Below are 18,713 nucleotides of genomic sequence, written 5' to 3'. Positions count from 1 at the left end.
ATTCTTATCTTTCTGATATAAAAAGACGATGCGCTTCTTTTAGACAACGACTAACGATTTTTCATTTTTATGGTAAACTAACGTAAATTTTTCTAATAAACCTATAAAGAACGGAACTTCATTATGTTTAGTTTGCTAAATATGTACCGCAAAGTATTGGAATTACCTTTATCCTTTTTAGTCAAAAACAACCCGATTCCACATCATCCTATCGAAGAATTAAAATTAGACCCAACTCAACCGATGGTGTATGTGCTCCCTTATACTTCACAAACAGACTTAGTGATTTTTCGTAAAAACTGTTTAAGTGTCGGTTTGCCTGATCCTTTAGAAAAAAATGAAATTGAAGGAAAATCCCTTCCTCGCTTTGTCTTCTTAGATGAAGGTCGCCGTTTTTTTAAATCAAAAGGGGCAAAAGAAGAAACCATTCAAGTGTTTAATCAATATCTTGAATTACATCACCAACGTTCTGACTTAGATGTCCAAATTATTCCAGTTTCAGTACTTTGGGGACGTTCACCTGGTCACGAAAAACAATCAGGCTTACCTCAATTACGTTTATTAAGTGGTCTGCAAAAATTTATCGCCGCCGTGTGGTTTGGACGCGATACCTTCGTTCGTTTTTCACAAGCCGTTTCCTTACGTTACATGGTGAATGAACATGGTTCAGACCAAGCCATTTCACATAAATTAGCGCGTGTGGCAAAAATTCACTTTTCTAAACAGCGCATTTCTGCAACAGGTCCTCGCCTACCAAATCGTGAAGCAATGTTTAACAAATTATTGACCTCACCAACAATTTTAGATGCGATTCAAGACGAAGCCAAAGCAAAGAACATTAGCGAAGAAAAGGCAACTCAAGAAGCGAAAAAGATTCTTGATGAAATCGCTGCCAATGTGAATTATGAAGGCTTACGCGTCGCAGACCGTTTCTTACGTTGGTTATGGAATAAACTCTATCAAGGTATTGATGTACAAAATGCAGATCGTGTACGCAAACTGGCATTAGACGGTCATGAAATTGTTTACGTACCTTGTCATCGTAGCCATATTGACTATTTATTACTGTCCTATGTGTTATACCACCAAGGTTTAGTGCCACCACATATTGCCGCTGGGATTAACTTAAATTTCTGGCCAGTGGGCGGTATGTTCCGTCGTGGTGGTGCCTTCTTTATTCGCCGTACATTCAAAGGTAACCGCTTATATTCCACCATTTTCCGTGAATATTTAGCCGAATTATTCCATCGTGGCTATTCAGTCGAATACTTCATTGAGGGGGGGCGTTCGCGTACGGGACGTTTACTCGCACCCAAAACAGGCATGATGTCGATGACCCTACAAGCCCTGTTACAAGGGCAAACCCGTCCGATTTCAGTGGTTCCCGTGTATGTCGGTTATGAACACGTCCTAGAAGTGGACACCTACGCTAAAGAATTACGTGGTGCCGCGAAAGAAAAAGAAAATGCCGGACTGGTTTTACGCGTGATTAAGAAACTCCGTAATTTGGGTAAAGGTTATGTGAACTTTGGCGAACCTATCACCTTAAGTAACTACCTCAATCAACACTATCCCGAGTGGAAAGAAAATACCCAAGCAGAGGAGCGTGCGAAGTGGTTTAATCAAGCCGTTGATAGCATATCTCATCAAGTAATGGTGAATATTAATAAAGCGGCTGCTGTCAATGCGATGAACTTGACAGGTACTGCGTTACTTTCTTCACGTCAACGTGCTCTTTCGCGTGAGCAATTGCTTGAACAGTTAGAAAGTTATCAACAATTCTTACAAAATGTGCCTTATTCACAAGATATTGTGGTGCCAACAGAATCACCAGAAAAAATGTTAGAACATATTCTGCAATTAGAACGAGTAGGCATTATTGTTGAAAAAGATAACTTTGGTGAAATTGTTCGCTTAGAACGAAATTCTGCGGTGTTAATGACCTATTATCGAAATAACATTCAGCATCTGTTTGTACTACCGTCATTGGTCGCCAGTATTGTGCTGCATTATGAAGCCATTCAAAAACCACTGGTACTCGAAGCGGTAAGTAAGATTTATCCGTTCTTAAAAAGTGAACTTTTCCTGTCTTTCTCTTATGAAGAATTACAAGATCGAGTGAATCACATTATTACTGAATTTGAACGTCAAGAAGTGATTAAATGTAACGCGAATATGTTATCAATTAATAAACCGCGTGTTCGCATGTTACAACTCTGGTCATCCGGTGTCAGAGAGATTTTACAGCGCTATTACATCACCGTCAGTATTTTAGAAAAAGATCCTGCCACACCACGTGCAAGCCTAGAAAAAGACAGTCAATCTGTGGCACAACGTCTATCTGTGTTACATGGCATCAACGCGCCGGAGTTTTTTGATAAAGCCGTATTTTCTGCCTTTATCGCGAGCTTAAAACAAGAAGGCTATTTCAATGAAGAAGGTATTGCCAATACAGAAAAACTCAATGAAATCACAGAGATCTTAAATCAAGTGATCTCCACTGAAGTTTGCTTAACGATTAAAGGGGCGATTGCCAAAATTGAAGAAGAATAATCTGTGATACCTATCTGATAAAAAATAAGTGCGGTCAAAAAAATCTAAATTTTGACCGCACTTTAGTATTCCTCTCATGCCCGCCCATGAAACCGCGGGTTTCTGATAAAAAGGGAAAATACACATTTTCCCTTTTTCTATACTTTTACATTAGCGTCTAAACATCCCGCCTAAACCGCCGAGTCCGCCCATCATGCCTTGCATGCCGCGCATCATTTTTGCCATGCCACCTTTGCGCATTTTTTTCATCATACGTTGCATTTCATCGAACTGTTTGAGTAATTTATTCACATCTTGCACTTGCGTACCTGAACCCATTGCAATACGACGACGGCGAGAACCTTTGATAATTTCTGGATTTGCACGCTCTTTCAACGTCATGGAATTAATCATGGCTTCCATTTTACTGAACATTTTGTCATCTACTTTATTCTTGATGTGATCCGGTAGATTTTTGGCACCAGGCAATTTATCTAACATCGACATCATCCCACCCATGTTTTTCATTTGGATAAGCTGCTCACGGAAATCCTCAAGGGTAAAATTATCACCTTTTTTGAACTTCTGCGCCATTTTCTCCGCTTTTTCACGATCCACAGAACGTTCAAGATCTTCAATTAACGACAGCACATCACCCATGCCTAAGATACGTGATGCCACACGTTCTGGATGGAAGGGTTCTAGTGCATCGGTTTTTTCGCCTACCCCTAAGAATTTAATCGGTTTACCAGTAATCTGACGAATTGATAAGGCAGCACCTCCACGCGCGTCACCATCTACTTTCGTTAATACCACCCCTGTTAAAGGCAACGCTTCATTAAAGGCTTTTGCCGTATTTGCAGCATCTTGCCCCGTCATCGCATCCACAGTAAAGAGTGTTTCAATTGGGTTAAGTGCGGCATGAATTTGCTTAATTTCGTCCATCATTTCGCCGTCGACGTGTAGGCGACCTGCGGTATCCACAATTAACACATCGTAGAATTTTAATTTTGCTTCACTTAATGCCGCTTGGGCAATTTGCACTGGGTTTTGTGAGACATCGGAAGGAAAGAAATCGGCACCGACGGCTTGTGCAAGCGTTTCTAATTGCTTGATCGCAGCAGGGCGATATACGTCAGCAGACACCACTAACACTTTTTTCTTATGCCGCTCTTTTAAAAATTTTGCCAGTTTCCCCACACTGGTGGTTTTACCCGCCCCTTGTAAACCCGCCATTAAAATCACTGCAGGTGGTTGGGTCGAAAGATGTAAACTTTCATTCGCCTCTCCCATTGCTGCTTCAAGTTCCGCTTGCACGATCTTAACGAATTCTTGACCTGGTGTGAGGCTTTTATTGACTTCCACCCCAATTGCGCGTTCTTTCACTTTATTAATAAAGTCACGTACCACTGGTAACGCCACATCCGCTTCTAATAATGCCATGCGGACTTCACGTAGCGTTTCCTTAATATTGTCATCAGTTAAACGTCCACGTCCACTAATGTTACGTAGCGTTTTTGACAAGCGATCCGACAAATTCTCAAACATGCAATCTTCCTATTTAATCTCGAAAAAATTGCCCTAATTATACTGAAATCCCATAGATTTTCATCCTTTGTAATAAATTTATAGCGATTTCACAGTGAGAAAGTTAGAATGGACGGAGAACAAAGGTGAGGGAATTTCAATGTGGCTTTCAATTTTTTCCGTGTTTTTTTATCTATTGAGTGTCTTACTCATTACCCCTATGTTGTTAAAAATTCAAGCGGGCGAACCCGCATCGGTTCCCAATAGGATGCCTTTTTTAACGGCAGCATTACTCGCCATTCTTCTGCACTTTATCAATCTTATTCCTCTTTTTACCGATTTAACCAGCGGTCAAAATTTCTCGGTTATCGAAATCAGTTCCTTAATCAGTGTTATGACAGCAACGATCGCCACATTAGCGTTTTTATTTCGCATACACACTTTATGGTTTTTATTACCGATTATTTATTCTTTCGCCATCATTAATCTGGTCCTCAGTACCTTAATGCCGGCGCATTTTTTATATCATCTTAATCAAGATATGGGCTTATTTATTCATGTAGGCTTATCACTGTTGACTTATTCGGTCTGTTCGATTGTCGCGTTATATTCCATTCAGTTAGTTTGGATCGATCGCGCCTTAAAAAATAAAAAACTGCCTTTTTCACCAATGATTCCACCGTTAATGACCGTAGAGCGCCATTTTTTTCGTTTAATGCTGATAGGTGAAATATTACTCACGATTGTCCTCATTTCAGGGAGCTACCATTTATCGAAAACCTTTGCCCCACAAGACATCCAGAAAGCTGTTTTTTCTTTCTTGGCTTGGATAGTCTTTGGGAGTGCACTGGTTGGTCATTGGAAGCTCCATTGGCGTGGAAAAAAAGTGGTGTATTATGCGCTTTTAGGTATCATTCTCCTGACTATCGCCTATTTTGGTAGTCGTGTAATGCTTGAAATATAAACAAGATTTATTTATGCTACGCCATAGTAAAAGTGCGGTTCAAAAAACGAAAAAATGACCGCACTTTTCGATTTTTGATTAACTCGCAAAAGGATGCATTTTGGACAGTATTCCCCTTAGTACCCTCTTTATTACACTCATCATCTTATTGATCATCTCTGCTTATTTTTCAGGCTCTGAAACCGGTTTGTTGTCTGCCAATCGTTATCGACTACGCCATTTAGCCGAAAAAGGGCATAGAGGTGCGAAAAAAGCGGAAAAATTACTGAAAAAAACAGATGTTTTGCTTAGCCTGATTTTAATTTGTAATAACTTAGTCAATATTACTGCTTCTGCCATTACCACGATTATCGGCATGCGCTTATATGGCGATGCGGGAGTCGCCATTGCAACTGGGGCATTAACCTTTGTGATGCTTATTTTTGCCGAAATTTTGCCGAAAACTATCGCCGCCCGTTATCCAGAAAAAGTGGCATTCACGTCCAGTCATTTGTTGTCCGTTTTTCTGCGACTTTTTACCCCGCTGGTCTATTTAATGAATTTAATTATTCAGGGGATTTTGGCACTATTACGTCTAAAATCAGATAATAAATCAACCTCATTAAGCCCAGAGGAATTACGTTCCATCGTAAATGAATCAGGTAAATTTATTCCTTCCGCCCACCAAGAAATGCTGTTATCTATTTTGGATTTAGAAGGGGTCACCGTAGATGACATTATGGTGCCACGTAATGACATTGGGGGTATTGATATTGACGATGATTGGAAAGCCATTATGCGTCAACTTAACCATGCAGCGCACGGGCGTGTTGTACTGTATAAAGGAAATATGGATGAAAATATTTTGGGGATGTTACGTGTACGTGAAGCCTATCGCTTAATGCTCGATAAAAATGAATTTAACAAAGAAACTTTAATCCGTGCCGCCGATGAAGTGTATTTTATTCCTGAAGGTACGCCACTGAATAGCCAATTATTAAATTTCCGCAACAATAAAGAAAGGATTGGTTTAGTTGTAGATGAATATGGTGATATTAAAGGCTTAGTCACCTTAGAAGATATCTTAGAAGAGATTGTCGGTGAATTTACCACTTCAACAGCCCCATCAATTAACGATGAAGTTATCCCACAATCAGACGGTTCGCTTATCATTGAGGGATCCGCCAATTTACGTGATTTGAATAAATTATTTGACTGGAATCTCGATACCGAAGATGCACGTACCTTCAACGGCTTAATTTTAGAGCATTTAGAAGAAATTCCAGAAGAAGGAACGGTATGTGAAATTAATGGGCTACAAATCACGATTCTAGAAGTGAATGACAACATGATTAAACAAGCCAAAGTCATTAAACTTTAATTCAACATCTGGCTAAGCGATGTCATCAAGACATCGCTTTTTTATTCCGTACATGAATGTTTGATCCAACACAACATTTATTCAACATTGGATAAATAATCATCCTAAATCGCACGAATTTCTTATTTACCCCGTTTTTGGCTTTTGCTAGAATCTTGCAATTGAAATTAATTCTCAATACCGTATAATGTTCAACCTTATTTTGCGATACAAATTAAAGGATTATTAAAATGCCACAATTATTCCAATTCTTACAACAATATATTGATTACATTATTCTAGGCTTACTTGCCTTCATGAGCTTTATTATGGTTTGGCTTGTGATTGAACGCTTTCTTTTCTTAAGTCGCGTCAACGTGGCATCTTATGAAAGCATACATGAATTAGACATTGACTTACAACGCCACCTCACAGCTATCTCTACAATCGGTTCTAATGCACCTTATGTAGGTTTGCTTGGTACCGTCATTGGTATTCTCTTAACTTTCTATGAATTAGGTCACTCCGGTGGCGATATTGATGCGGCGGCCATTATGGTGCACTTATCATTAGCCTTAAAAGCCACAGCAGTAGGTATTTTAGTCGCCATTCCTGCAATGGTGTGTTACAACGGTTTAGGACGTAAAGTCGAAGTTAATCGTTTGAAATGGTTTGCCTTAAATGAGAAAAAAGCCAAACAACAAGCATAGGGAGCCGTCATGAAAAAGTTTGATGAAATCAACATTATCCCTTTTATTGACATCATGTTGGTACTATTGGCTATCGTTCTGATTACAGCCTCTTTTATTTCACAAGGTAAAATCCAAGTGAATGTACCAAAAGCAAGTTCAACAGTTGCGTTTCGTTCAGATGATTTAGCCAAATTGCTGACTATTACGGAAAGCGGTGAAATTTTTTATCACGATAAACCGATTACGATAGAGGCATTGGAACAAGAAATCAGTAATTGGGAAAAAGATCAAAAAGTCACCTTGAAGGTAGATGCAAAATCCAGTTTCCAAGATTTCGTTTCTATCACTGATATTATGGCTAAAAATGAAATTAAAAATGTCGCTATCGTGACGGTTAAAGAAAAGGCATCTCAATGATAGATAAAAGTCGTTCTTGCATCGGGTTTGCAATTTCATTGCTTTTTCACGCAAGTTTTGTCTCTTTCCTGTATTGGATTGTACAAAAAGACGATGACAGCGCGAATGGATTTGCTGCCGATATCATCTCAACTCATATTTCCATGGAAATGCTGGCGGCTACCGTTTTAGAAGAACCAGAGCCGGAACCAGAGCCGGCGCCTCCGGTAGTAGAACCTGAACTGCCAAAAGAAGTAGTCGCAGATCCGACGGTAAAACCTGAGCCACCAAAAGAACCCGAAAAACCAAAAGAGCCTGAAAAGCCAAAAGAGAAACCGAAAGAAAAACCAAAAGAAAAGCCGAAAAAACCGAAGAAAGAACAACGTGATTTACCAAAGTCAGATCGCCAAATTGATTCTAATTCATCGATCAATCAACAAGCGACCACAACAGGCAACATCACAACCAATAATCCGAATCTGGTCGGTAAAGGTAATAGCACAGATGAAGTCAATGCTTATCGCTCGGCTTTACGCAGAGAAATTGAAAAACATAAACGCTATCCAAACCGTGCACGCATGATGCGCAAACAAGGTGTGGTAACAATCACGTTCCATCTTAATAATGCCGGCGTAATTAGTAATGCGCGAATCAGCAAATCTTCCGGCTCAGAAGAATTAGATAACGCTGCACTGGTAGCTGTCAATAATGCCCGTCCAATTGGTCCACTGCCTGTTGGTATGCCAAATGAAGTGAGCGTTCCTGTCAGTTTCAGAATCACAAATTAAAAAAGTGCGGTAAAATTTACCGCACTTTTTTCTCTCTATTAGAATTCCTCTCATTTGTGTACTTATCTAGGACATCTTTCATAAAAACTTGTGCATTTTTTATCTTCCTATTAGGATATCTAACGATTATCTTCTGCTCATCAATAAGGTAAATAAAAAATGACTGAAAAACGGCTTGCCCAAATCAGTGTTGTACTGAGTACAATCATCATCATGACTTATGCTTTTCTCAGTAGCTATTTTTTAAATAAGCCACTCAATTTGTCTTCTGCTGACTTAATGTACTTTGCGCTATCCAATCTTCTCTCTCTTAGCTTGCCTTTCGTTTGCGCTTGGTTCCCCTATCTTTTTGTCCGTCCTGCCGCGGTAACAGGAAGCGCCCTATCTGCGTTTGGATTGTTTCTTTTCTTCGCGATAACAAGCAGTACTATGGATGATCCTAAAGGCGCTGCCGCAATATGGGTGATTTATTTTTTCTGGCTTATTGGTGCTGCACTGGCTGGAGTTTATCCTGCATTATTTAAACCTCACTTTTTTACTAAGACCGCTACTCGTGCACTGGTATTAAGTGCCTTATTTACTGTCGTTGTCAGTTTTATCATTGGTTTTTTGATTAGTCGGATCGCCTAGCAAGGATTTATCGATAGCTTATAATAAAAATGGGTTAATCCATAAAATTTGGATTAACCCATTTTCTTTTATTTATCAAAGCGAAGCGAAATAATTATTTTGCTGCGTTCTGGTAGAGTGCCATGGCTTTTGGCATGAGGCGTAATAAATTTTTCTGGCGTTCTGCATCGTTTGGGTGGGTAGAAGATAACGCAGCTAATACACCACGACTGCCTGATGATGCCCGTTGCATTTTTTCCCACACACGAGGAGCAGCCTGTGGATTAAAGCCGGATTTTGCCATCAACATAAGTCCGACCTCATCCGCTTCGGTTTCATTGCTACGTGAATAAGGTTTATCTAACGCCCAATCTTTGGTCAAACCAACCACCATCGCACTGCCATCACTACCAATTGCACTAGAAAGTGCAATATGACTGACTTGTGCTAACACATCCGTAAATTGCCCCATATTGACTTTTTTCTTGCCATGTTCTTTCAGCGCATGTGCCATTTCATGACCAATCACCGTCGCAATTTCATCATTGGTTAATTGCAATGTATCCACTAATCCCGTATAGAATGCCATTTTGCCACCCGGCATCGCCCAAGCATTTAATTCTTTTGATTTGATTACACTCATCTGCCAATGGAAAGGTTGCCCTGTCTGATTTTCTGCATTCGCATAAGGCACCATTTTATTGAATATCGCATGGATACGTTTGGCCGTAGCAGAGGACGTATCTAACACACCTTTACTACGAGCCTCATTAATCGTTTGTCGATAAGAAGACGCAGAGTATTGATTAATACTGGCAGAATCCGCACAAGCATGCAATATCAAGGCGAAAGCAGGCACCCATAGTAACCTTTTAGTCAATTTCATCATAAAGTCCTCACTCAATTTAGATAAAAAAATACCGCTCTTTCAAGCGGTATTAAAACAAAAATGTTATTTTTTTGCACGTTCAAATGAATCTAAAATTTCTTGACGGGCGGCATCAACACCTTCCCAACCATCTACTTTCACCCATTTACCCGCTTCTAATGCTTTGTAGCTTTCGAAGAAGTGTTGGATTTGTGCTTTTAATAATGCCGGTAAATCATTCACATCTTTAATATGATCGTATTCTTTGGTTAATTTGCTGTGTGGTACTGCCACCACTTTCGCATCACTTCCAGCTTCATCTGTCATTTTTAATACCCCAACTGGACGGCAACGAATCACCGAGCCCGGTTGTAATGGGTATGGCGTCGGGACTAATACATCAACAGGGTCACCATCTAAAGACAATGTGTTATTCACATAACCATAGTTTGCTGGATAGAACATCGCTGTCGCCATAAAACGGTCAACAAACAACGCGCCACTTTCTTTATCCACTTCATATTTAATTGGATCTGAATTAGCAGGAATTTCAATCACAACATAAATATCATCTGGCAATGCTTTACCTGCCGGTACGGTTTCTAAACCCATTTTCGTATTCCTTATTTCAAGTTAATTATAAATAAAAGCACTCAATTATAGCGTTATTCGCACAAACTTGTCGAGATATCGCCCTGTTCATCTCAACAGACGCCCAAAATAATTGCGTTGTTTAACAAAAATCCATTGCTTTTTATTTTTGCACTATTAAAATAGTGCAAATTTTTTATGAACTCATAACAACACAGTGGTACTTTTATGACAACAAAACAATTGCCTTCTCTTTTAGGTGGCGCCATGATTATTGCCGGTACAGCGATCGGTGCTGGTATGTTAGCCAATCCAACTGCTACAGCAGGCGTTTGGTTTATCGGTTCTCTTCTTCTATTAGCCTACACTTGGTTTTGCATGACCACGTCAGGCTTAATGATCCTTGAAGCCAATTTACACTACCCAACAGGGGCGAGTTTTGACACCATCGTGAAAGATTTACTCGGCAAACGCTGGAATCTCATCAATGGCTTATCTATCGCTTTTGTATTATATATTTTAACGTATGCTTATATCACATCTGGTGGTGGCATTACCCAACATCTCTTAAATCAAGTTCTCAGCCGCCCTGACAATACGGTGGAAATTGGACGCGGCGTGGGGTCTTTACTTTTTTGTTGCGTGCTCGCTGGATTTGTCTGGTTATCAACTAAAGCCGTGGATCGTTTTACCACTGTACTGATCGGTGGCATGATCATCGCCTTTCTTCTTTCCACGAGTGGACTCATGGCTTCTGTCAGAAGTGATGTGCTTTTCAATAATCTTGCGCAAGGAGAAACACACTATTTACCTTATCTTCTCACTGCACTTCCTGTTTGCTTAGTCTCCTTTGGCTTTCACGGTAATGTACCAAGCTTAGTAAAATACTACGATCGTCATGCTCAATCTGTGGTCAAAGCAATCTTCCTCGGTACCGGTATCGCCTTCGTGATCTATGCATTTTGGCAGCTTGCGGTACAAGGGAATTTACCTCGCCATCAATTTGCACCAGTCATTGAAAAAGGGGGTGATATTGCTGCCTTACTAAAAGCCTTATCGCAATATATCCAAACCGATTACATGGGCGTCGTACTTAATTTCTTTGCTTATATGGCGATTGCAAGCTCATTTTTAGGCGTCAGTTTGGGCTTATTTGATTACCTTGCGGACTTATTAAAATTTGATGACAGTAGCTTAGGGCGAACTAAAACCACGTTAGTGACCTTTCTGCCACCGCTCTTGCTCAGCTTACAATTCCCTTATGGGTTTGTCGTGGCAATTGGATATGCTGGCTTAGCCGCCACCATTTGGGCAGCGATTGTCCCAGCCCTATTAGCGAAAGCCACACGCCAGCGTTTCACGGAGTCCCACTATACTGTTTATGGTGGTAACTTCATGATTTATTTTGTGATTTTATTTGGTTTGTTAAATATTTTGGCACAAATTGCTGCTCAATTTGGTGTTTTACCGACATTTTTAGGTTAAAGCTCACAAATTTAATGCAAAGTACTTGGCTTGACACAAAATTTTAAGTATATAGTTAGCGGATTTTTTTCTCTTAAGAGGTTTACCATGAAAAAATTAACAAAATTGAGTGCAATCGCCCTGTCATTAGGGTTAATCAGTCAAGCTTACGCTTATACCCAAGACAAAACCTACAATATTACGGTATTACATGCCAACGACACACACGGTCATTTCTGGAAAAACAGTCACGGCGAGTATGGTTTTGCTGCACATAAAACTTTAATTGATAACATTCGTAAAGAAGTCGAAGGCAAAGGTGGCTCAGTGATTTTGCTGCATGCAGGTGATTTCAACACAGGCGTGCCTGAATCTGATATGCAAAATGCGAAACCTGATATCGAGGGTATGAACATGATTGGTTATGACGTAGCAGTACTCGGTAACCATGAATTCGATTTCCCGATGCAATTGCTTGAAATGCAAGAAAAATGGGCGAAGTTCCCCCTCATTTCAGCTAACGTCATCAATAAAAAAACCAACAAACCTTTAGTCAAACCTTATGTGATACTAAACAAAGAGGATGTCAAAATTGCTGTCGTTGGTTTGACCACAGAAGATACCGCTAAATTAGGTAATCCTGATGTGGTTGATCACGTGATCTTTAACAACCCGATTGAAACCGCCAAAAACACCTTGGCTGAAATTAACCAAACCGAAAAACCGGATATCCGTATTGCGTTAACCCACATGGGCTACTATTTTGATGGTAAACACGGACATAATGCACCGGGCGATGTCACCATGGCACGTACTCTAGATAAAGGCGCATTTGATTTAATTATCGGTGGTCATACACACGACACGGTGTGTATTGATGAACAAGGTCAATTCAAACTGAAATACACGCCGGGTGAAGCATGTAAACCTGATTTCCAAAACGGCACTTGGATTGTCCAAGCGGGCGAATGGGGAAAATACATTGGTCGTGCAGATTTTGAATTCAAAAATGGCGAAACTAAATTGGTGAAATACGAGTTAATTCCAATTAACTTAAAACAAAAAATCAAATTGGAAGACGGCAAATCAGAATACAAACTGTATCAGCCTGAAATTGCTGAAGATCCAGCCGTCTTTGCCCATTTGAAGAAATACCAAGACGAAGGCGATCGTTTATTAGGCGTGAAAGTGGGGGAAGTAAAAGGGAAATTTATCGGTGATCGTAAAATTATCCGTTTCCACCAAACGAACTTAGGACGTTTAATTGCTCAGTCACAAATGGAGCGTGTGAAAGCGGATGTGGGGATCATGAACTCAGGCGGGATTCGTACCGACATCAACGAAGGAGAAACGACATATAAAGATCTCCTTACCGTACAACCTTTCGGTAATATGATTGCCACTGTCGATTTCACGGGGCAAGAGCTATTAGACTACCTCAATGTGGTGGCATTAAAACAAGTAGATAGCGGTGCTTACCCACAATTTGCTGGGCTTTCCATGGTAGTGGACCGTACCGCACAAAAAGTATCGGATGTCAAAGTCGGTGGCAAAGCACTGAATTTAAACAAAACCTATAAAGTATCTGTACCAGACTATTGCGCCGGTGGTGGTGATGGCTATCCTGTCTTGAAAAAACACCCAAGTTATGTCAATACGGGTTTTATCGATGCGGAGATGCTGAAAAAATACTTTGAAGAAAACAAAGTGTTAGATGCGTCTAAATACGATCCAAAAGATGACATCATCTTCAAATAAGATGACGAAAAAAAGCGTCTATGATGCCCCGCAATTTTTCGAGTTGTATCAAAAATTGCGGGAAAATCCCCTCAGCTTAAATGAAGTGGTAGAAAAACCGACCATGTTGTCTTTGCTCCCCGATCTGACCAATAAAAAATTGCTCGATCTGGGGTGTGGCACCGGTAGTCATCTACTGCTGTATTTGCAACGTCATGCCCGCTTTGTCGTGGGCATTGACCTTTCTCATAACATGTTGAAGCAAGCTGAGCATGATCTATCAAAACATTTTCAAAATGGACCGCACTTTGCCCTCCACCCATTGTCCATGGAGCAACTGGCGGATTTACCAGAAAGTAATTTTGATGTCATCACCAGCTCTTTTGCTTTTCATTATGTGCAAGATTTTGCCAAGTTACTGCAAGATATTCGCCAAAAACTCACCCCTAATGGTTATCTGATTTTCTCGCAAGAACATCCGATCGTCACCTGCTATCAAGAAGGAGATCGTTGGGAAAAAGATCAACACAAACGCCAAGTGGCATATCGGTTGAACTATTATCGTGATGAAGGTGAACGTGAGCGTAATTGGTTTAAACAACCGTTTAAAACCTATCATCGCACTACGGCAACGATTGTCAATCAACTGATTCAAGCCGGTTTTCAGATTGAGCAGATGGCAGAACCCATGCTTGCCGATCAACCAGAATGGCAACAGGAATTTAAAGATTTACAGCACCGCCCTGTGCTGTTATTTATTAAAGCAAAAAAAATATAAATTTTTTGTAAAAAATCCTTGCCAGTTTATTTTTTTTACAGTAATTTGAATAGCAATTGACCAATAAGGAAACGCTATGATTTTTACTCGCATGACTCATCATCACCATCTACCCTGATTATCTTTCGGGTATTTTGTGATGCTTGGAAGATAACAAATCTTCCGAGTGTGCGATAAAATGACGAACAATATAAACCTCTCGGAAGCCATTTCGAGAGGTTTTTTTATCACTAAAATTAACAACATCTACTAGGATAAGAATTATGATTGAAAGTAAAAGACTGCGCATTGCGATGCAAAAATCAGGACGCTTAAGCCAAGAATCACAAGCCTTATTGAAACAATGCGGTGTAAAAATAAATTTACAGGAACAACGCCTAATTGCTTACGCTGAAAATATGCCGATTGATATTTTACGGGTGCGTGACGATGATATTCCCGGTCTCGTCTTTGATGGTGTGGTTGATCTCGGGATCATTGGTGAAAACGTCTTAGAAGAGGAAGAACTCACTCGTCAAGCTGCGGGTGAAACAGTCAATTACAAAAAATTACGCCGTTTAGATTTTGGCGGTTGCCGTTTATCAATCGCCATACCGCAAGACGAAGCTTACAATGGCATAAGTGATCTCAAAAATGCACGTATTGCTACCTCTTACCCGAATTTACTCAAACGTTATATGCAACAACAAGGTGTGGATTTTAAAACCTGTTCACTCACAGGATCAGTGGAAGTCGCGCCCCGTGCCGGACTTGCCGATGCGATTTGTGATTTAGTGTCTTCTGGTGCAACACTTGAAGCTAATGGCTTAAAGGAAGTGGAAATCATTTACCGCTCAAAATCCTGCCTCATTCAACGTGCCGCTGAACTTAGCCCAGAAAAACAAGCCTTAGTGGATAAGTTACTCACACGCATCCAAGGTGTACAACAAGCGGCAGAATCAAAATACATCATGCTTCACGCCCCAAAAGAAAAACTGGAAGAAATCACCGCACTTTTACCCGGCGTGGAAAACCCCACTATTTTGCCATTAGCACACGACAATTCGAAAGTCGCTATGCATGTCGTCAGTCAAGAAAATCTGTTCTGGGAAACCATGGAACAGCTGAAAGATGCTGGCGCCAGTTCGATTTTAGTGCTACCAATTGAGAAAATGATGGGGTAACTTGATGCCATTTACACTTTCACAACAACAATCGCTGTTAGCACAAAAAGGCATCGGCACCACCATTCTCAAACGCTTGCAAGAGATGGGGCTAGATGATGTCAAACAGCTTGCAAAGACAGATCCTGCATTTATTTTAGAACGTGGGGCGGAACTCACAGGGTCCACTTGCTGGCGTAATAGCCAGCAGGCGCGTAAAGCAATAGAAACGGCAGTGAATTGGGCAAAAACACAATGCGATGTAACAACAGAAAAATAACAACACAACAAGGTTAGGTATGCTATGCGATTTCCTGATAAAGATCAGATTTTCCCTATCAAACATTATCACCGACTGTGCTTTTTAAAAAACTTAGTTCGTCATCCTAATATTATTGTGGGGGATTTTACCTACTACGATGATGCAGAGAATGTGGAAAATTTTGAGAAAAATGTGAAATACCATTTTGACTTTTTAGGCGATAAATTGATCATCGGTAAATTTTGCATGATTGGATCGGATGTGAAATTTATTATGAATGGCGCCAATCATCAAATGAATGCCATCTCCACTTACCCATTTGGGATTTTTGGTTATGAATGGGCAAAAGCGTTACCGGAGAAAGCCGAATTATCGAGCAAAGGGGATACGGTTATTGGGAATGACGTTTGGATTGGCTATAACGCCACGATTATGCCAGGCGTAAAAATTGGCGATGGCGCGATCATTGGCACAAATTCGGTTGTCACCAAGAATGTGCCACCTTATGCGATTGTCGCAGGAAATCCCGCTCGCGTGATTAGAAAACGTTTCTCACCTGAAAAAATTGAACAATTATTAGCATTAAAATGGTGGGATTGGGAGATTGAGAAAATCACGCGTAATCTTGACTTTTTAACTGGCAAAATCAGTGACCCGATTGAGTAATCAAGGAAACAATATGCAAACACTTATTTGGAATACGTTAAATTCAGCACAAAAACAAGCTGCACTTTCTCGCCCAGCTCAAGCCGTTGGTGAACAAATTACGCAAGCCGTGAATGCGATCAAAAGCAATGTCATCAACAATGGGGATAAGGCATTATTTGAACTTGCGGAAAAATTCGATAAGACCACATTAGAAAGCCTTGTCATCTCAAAAGTCCAAATTGAGCAGGCGAGCCAGCGTATTGCGACGGAATTAAAACAAGCGATTCAAACCGCCAAAGGCAATATTGAACGTTTCCACCAAGCACAAAAAAACCAAACGGTGGATCTGGAAACCCAAGCCGGTGTGCGTTGCCAAGTCGTTACTCGCCCCATTCAAAACGTCGGTTTATATATCCCCGGTGGCTCTGCTCCACTGTTTTCCACAGTGTTAATGCTTGCCGTCCCTGCCAAAATTGCTGGCTGTAAAACCATTGTGCTGTGTTCCCCACCACCTATTGCCGATGAAATTCTTTACACCGCCAATTTATGTGGTGTTGAAACCATTTATGCCATTGGAGGTGCTCAAGCCATTTTTGCCATGGCAAACGGCACGGAAAGCGTGCAGAAAGTGGATAAAATTTTCGGTCCGGGCAATGCCTTTGTCACTGAAGCCAAACGTCAAGTATTACAACAAGGCACTGCGATTGATATGCCAGCCGGTCCCTCTGAAGTGTTAGTGATTGCCGATGAATTTGCCGATCCAGATTTTGTCGCCAGTGATTTACTTTCCCAAGCGGAACATGGCGCAGACAGCCAAGTGATTTTAGTCACTAACTGTGAAACGTTGGCAAAACAGACCGCACTTTCCATTGAGCAACAACTGGCTCGTTTACCAAGAGCAGAAACGGCTCGTAAGGCACTTGCTCACAGTCGCACCTTTATCGCCGAAGATCTGCAACAATGTGTAGAAATTAGTAATGCTTATGCGCCTGAACACTTGGTCGTACAGGTGGAAAATGCGCGTAACTTACTGCCGTTTTTAGATAACGCCGGCTCGATTTTCTTAGGTGCCTATTCACCTGAAAGTATGGGCGATTATGCTAGTGGTACCAATCACGTTCTACCGACCTACGGCTATACTCGCACCCATTCAAGTTTAGGTTTAGCCGATTTTAGCAAGCGGATGACAGTACAAGAACTCACCCCACAAGGCTTTAAAGATCTCGCTAACACGGTGATGTTAATGGCAGAAGCAGAACAATTAGAAGCGCATAAGCAAGCAGTAGAAATTCGTTGGAGAAAGTTGCAAGGAAAGCAGAATTGTGCATAATTAACTGTATTTTTATACAGTTAACTAAGGAAGTAAAATGAACAATCAAATCCAACTCTACACAAGCGAAGATGGCAAAATTGCATTACAGGTTTCTTTTGAACAGGAAACGGTGTGGTTAACTCAAGCACAGATGGCGGAGCTGTTCACTAAAGATGTACGAACGATCAATGAGCATATTGGTAATGTATTTTCTGAAGGTGAACTAGAACGGGATCCAACTATCCGGAAATTCCGGATAGTTCGTCAAGAGGGAAATCGCCAAGTCTCTCGTGAAATCGAACATTACAATTTAGATATGATCATCTCTGTCGGTTATCGAGTGAAATCAAAACGGGGAGTACAATTCCGCCAATGGGCAACGCAAACCTTAAAACAATTTTTAGTGCAGGGTTATGCGATAAATGAACGTCGTTTACAAGAAAAAGGGATTGAATTTAGCCAAGCGGTCGCCTTATTAAGCCGCACACTAACGAACCAAGCCTTAGTCAATGACAACGGGCAGGCAGTCATTAGCGTAGTGCAAGACTATGCTCGCACTTGGAGTTTATTACAGGCTTATGATGAACAAAGTTTGGTTGAAAATCGAGTCAAACAGCCCGCAATGAAAGCCTTAGTTTTTGATGAGGTGTTACAAGCCATTGAGCAATTAAAACAAACCTTGATTGAAAAAGGGGAAGCCACCGCATTGTTTGGGCAACAGCGTTCTGATGGTTTAGCTTCTGCGATTGCGACTATTGAGCAGGGATTTGGTGAGGAATGGTTTTATCCAAATATTGCCAGTCGCGCCGCGCACTTACTGTATTTTGTGATTAAAAACCATCCATTTGCAGATGGTAACAAACGGACTGGGTCTTTTTTATTTTTATGGTACTTACGCCTCAATCAAGGCTTGTTAGCAAAACCTGTCGAGCAACTAATTAATGATAATACATTAGTCGCCTTAGCTCTGTTAGTGGCAGAAAGTCTGCCAGAGCAAAAAACGCTGATGATTAAACTTATCGAACACTTTATTTTATTAAAAACACACAATTAAGCAGGAACAC

General features: G+C 40.7%; 18 protein-coding genes and 1 other annotated feature. Of the genes, 15 read left to right on the top strand and 3 right to left on the bottom strand.

Annotation, left to right across the window (positions count from 1 at the left end; translation table 11 throughout):
- The first annotated feature begins 123 nt into the window (after nt 1-123).
- Nucleotides 124-2,553, top strand: a complete 2,430-nt coding sequence (plsB, locus tag CKV69_RS10550) for a glycerol-3-phosphate 1-O-acyltransferase PlsB (RefSeq protein ID WP_016504462.1) — start codon at nt 124-126, stop codon at nt 2,551-2,553.
- A gap of 150 nt (nt 2,554-2,703) precedes the next feature.
- On the opposite strand, the gene ffh is transcribed toward plsB, so the two are convergent.
- Nucleotides 2,704-4,080, bottom strand: coding sequence for a signal recognition particle protein (gene ffh, locus CKV69_RS10545; RefSeq protein WP_014668648.1), 1,377 nt, complete (start codon nt 4,078-4,080; stop codon nt 2,704-2,706).
- 139 nt (nt 4,081-4,219) lie between these two features.
- Between ffh and CKV69_RS10540 the strand changes: the two genes are divergently transcribed.
- The 6 genes from CKV69_RS10540 (at nt 4,220) to CKV69_RS10515 (ending at nt 8,868) form a co-directional block, all read left to right on the top strand.
- The gene (locus CKV69_RS10540) at nt 4,220-5,023 is read left to right on the top strand and encodes a cytochrome C assembly family protein (protein ID WP_005723566.1); all 804 of its coding nucleotides are present in this window, start codon (nt 4,220-4,222) and stop codon (nt 5,021-5,023) included.
- A gap of 100 nt (nt 5,024-5,123) precedes the next feature.
- Nucleotides 5,124-6,383, top strand: coding sequence for an HlyC/CorC family transporter (locus CKV69_RS10535; RefSeq protein WP_005717561.1), 1,260 nt, complete (start codon nt 5,124-5,126; stop codon nt 6,381-6,383).
- A gap of 230 nt (nt 6,384-6,613) precedes the next feature.
- Nucleotides 6,614-7,072, top strand: coding sequence for a TonB-system energizer ExbB (gene exbB / locus CKV69_RS10530; protein WP_005717562.1), 459 nt, complete (start codon nt 6,614-6,616; stop codon nt 7,070-7,072).
- A gap of 9 nt (nt 7,073-7,081) precedes the next feature.
- Entirely contained in the window at nt 7,082-7,471 is a 390-nt protein-coding gene (exbD, locus tag CKV69_RS10525; RefSeq protein WP_005723568.1) for a TonB system transport protein ExbD, read from the top strand.
- The gene (locus CKV69_RS10520; protein WP_015702733.1) at nt 7,468-8,238 is read left to right on the top strand and encodes an energy transducer TonB family protein; all 771 of its coding nucleotides are present in this window, start codon (nt 7,468-7,470) and stop codon (nt 8,236-8,238) included. Before exbD ends, CKV69_RS10520 begins: the two co-directional genes overlap by 4 nt.
- A 159-nt stretch (nt 8,239-8,397) precedes the next feature.
- Nucleotides 8,398-8,868: a hypothetical protein gene (locus tag CKV69_RS10515; protein WP_005723572.1), complete on the top strand. Its 471-nt coding sequence runs from the start codon at nt 8,398-8,400 to the stop codon at nt 8,866-8,868.
- A 94-nt stretch (nt 8,869-8,962) separates the two neighbouring features.
- Here CKV69_RS10515 and CKV69_RS10510 read toward each other — a convergent pair whose 3' ends face one another.
- Both CKV69_RS10510 and ppa read right to left on the bottom strand, forming a co-directional pair.
- Complete coding sequence (locus CKV69_RS10510) at nt 8,963-9,733, bottom strand: M48 family metallopeptidase (RefSeq protein WP_005717567.1); 771 nt, start codon at nt 9,731-9,733, stop codon at nt 8,963-8,965.
- A 66-nt stretch (nt 9,734-9,799) separates the two neighbouring features.
- Nucleotides 9,800-10,327: an inorganic diphosphatase gene (ppa, locus tag CKV69_RS10505; RefSeq protein WP_005717569.1), complete on the bottom strand. Its 528-nt coding sequence runs from the start codon at nt 10,325-10,327 to the stop codon at nt 9,800-9,802.
- Between the two features lie 207 nt (nt 10,328-10,534).
- Between ppa and mtr the strand changes: the two genes are divergently transcribed.
- From mtr to rhuM, 8 genes are all read left to right on the top strand, one after another.
- Nucleotides 10,535-11,791 carry a tryptophan permease gene (gene mtr, locus CKV69_RS10500; protein WP_005717571.1) on the top strand — a complete coding sequence of 419 codons (1,257 nt, stop codon included), beginning with the start codon at nt 10,535-10,537 and terminating at the stop codon, nt 11,789-11,791.
- An 87-nt stretch (nt 11,792-11,878) separates the two neighbouring features.
- The gene (ushA, locus tag CKV69_RS10495; RefSeq protein WP_025248572.1) at nt 11,879-13,528 is read left to right on the top strand and encodes a bifunctional UDP-sugar hydrolase/5'-nucleotidase UshA; all 1,650 of its coding nucleotides are present in this window, start codon (nt 11,879-11,881) and stop codon (nt 13,526-13,528) included.
- A 1-nt stretch (nt 13,529) separates the two neighbouring features.
- Complete coding sequence (locus CKV69_RS10490) at nt 13,530-14,285, top strand: class I SAM-dependent DNA methyltransferase (RefSeq protein WP_005723576.1); 756 nt, start codon at nt 13,530-13,532, stop codon at nt 14,283-14,285.
- A 99-nt stretch (nt 14,286-14,384) separates the two neighbouring features.
- Nucleotides 14,385-14,514 (top strand) — a sequence feature (His leader region).
- 34 nt (nt 14,515-14,548) lie between these two features.
- Nucleotides 14,549-15,448 carry an ATP phosphoribosyltransferase gene (hisG, locus tag CKV69_RS10485; RefSeq protein ID WP_005717575.1) on the top strand — a complete coding sequence of 300 codons (900 nt, stop codon included), beginning with the start codon at nt 14,549-14,551 and terminating at the stop codon, nt 15,446-15,448.
- 4 nt (nt 15,449-15,452) lie between these two features.
- Nucleotides 15,453-15,707: a hypothetical protein gene (locus tag CKV69_RS10480; protein ID WP_016532974.1), complete on the top strand. Its 255-nt coding sequence runs from the start codon at nt 15,453-15,455 to the stop codon at nt 15,705-15,707.
- Between the two features lie 24 nt (nt 15,708-15,731).
- Complete coding sequence (locus CKV69_RS10475) at nt 15,732-16,355, top strand: Vat family streptogramin A O-acetyltransferase (protein ID WP_005751885.1); 624 nt, start codon at nt 15,732-15,734, stop codon at nt 16,353-16,355.
- A gap of 13 nt (nt 16,356-16,368) precedes the next feature.
- The gene (gene hisD / locus CKV69_RS10470) at nt 16,369-17,667 is read left to right on the top strand and encodes a histidinol dehydrogenase (RefSeq protein ID WP_025248571.1); all 1,299 of its coding nucleotides are present in this window, start codon (nt 16,369-16,371) and stop codon (nt 17,665-17,667) included.
- A 37-nt stretch (nt 17,668-17,704) separates the two neighbouring features.
- A complete protein-coding gene (rhuM, locus tag CKV69_RS10465; RefSeq protein ID WP_025248570.1) occupies nt 17,705-18,703 on the top strand; it encodes a virulence protein RhuM/Fic/DOC family protein in 999 nt (332 codons plus the stop codon).
- The last annotated feature ends 10 nt before the right edge of the window (nt 18,704-18,713 follow it).

This window comes from Pasteurella multocida (assembly GCF_900187275.1).
Lineage (GTDB): Bacteria > Pseudomonadota > Gammaproteobacteria > Enterobacterales > Pasteurellaceae > Pasteurella > Pasteurella multocida.
Note: the sequence above shows the minus strand (reverse complement) of the source record. Positions and strands in the feature narration are given on the sequence as shown.

Coding starts and splice junctions, on each gene's coding strand:
- plsB (WP_016504462.1), top strand. CDS start 124: ATGTTTAGTTTGCTAAATATGTACCGCAAAGTATTGGAATTACCTTTA.
- ffh (WP_014668648.1), bottom strand. CDS start 4,080: ATGTTTGAGAATTTGTCGGATCGCTTGTCAAAAACGCTACGTAACATT.
- CKV69_RS10540 (WP_005723566.1), top strand. CDS start 4,220: ATGTGGCTTTCAATTTTTTCCGTGTTTTTTTATCTATTGAGTGTCTTA.
- exbB (WP_005717562.1), top strand. CDS start 6,614: ATGCCACAATTATTCCAATTCTTACAACAATATATTGATTACATTATT.
- exbD (WP_005723568.1), top strand. CDS start 7,082: ATGAAAAAGTTTGATGAAATCAACATTATCCCTTTTATTGACATCATG.
- CKV69_RS10520 (WP_015702733.1), top strand. CDS start 7,468: ATGATAGATAAAAGTCGTTCTTGCATCGGGTTTGCAATTTCATTGCTT.
- CKV69_RS10515 (WP_005723572.1), top strand. CDS start 8,398: ATGACTGAAAAACGGCTTGCCCAAATCAGTGTTGTACTGAGTACAATC.
- CKV69_RS10510 (WP_005717567.1), bottom strand. CDS start 9,733: ATGAAATTGACTAAAAGGTTACTATGGGTGCCTGCTTTCGCCTTGATA.
- ppa (WP_005717569.1), bottom strand. CDS start 10,327: ATGGGTTTAGAAACCGTACCGGCAGGTAAAGCATTGCCAGATGATATT.
- mtr (WP_005717571.1), top strand. CDS start 10,535: ATGACAACAAAACAATTGCCTTCTCTTTTAGGTGGCGCCATGATTATT.
- ushA (WP_025248572.1), top strand. CDS start 11,879: ATGAAAAAATTAACAAAATTGAGTGCAATCGCCCTGTCATTAGGGTTA.
- CKV69_RS10490 (WP_005723576.1), top strand. CDS start 13,530: ATGACGAAAAAAAGCGTCTATGATGCCCCGCAATTTTTCGAGTTGTAT.
- hisG (WP_005717575.1), top strand. CDS start 14,549: ATGATTGAAAGTAAAAGACTGCGCATTGCGATGCAAAAATCAGGACGC.
- CKV69_RS10480 (WP_016532974.1), top strand. CDS start 15,453: ATGCCATTTACACTTTCACAACAACAATCGCTGTTAGCACAAAAAGGC.
- CKV69_RS10475 (WP_005751885.1), top strand. CDS start 15,732: ATGCGATTTCCTGATAAAGATCAGATTTTCCCTATCAAACATTATCAC.
- hisD (WP_025248571.1), top strand. CDS start 16,369: ATGCAAACACTTATTTGGAATACGTTAAATTCAGCACAAAAACAAGCT.
- rhuM (WP_025248570.1), top strand. CDS start 17,705: ATGAACAATCAAATCCAACTCTACACAAGCGAAGATGGCAAAATTGCA.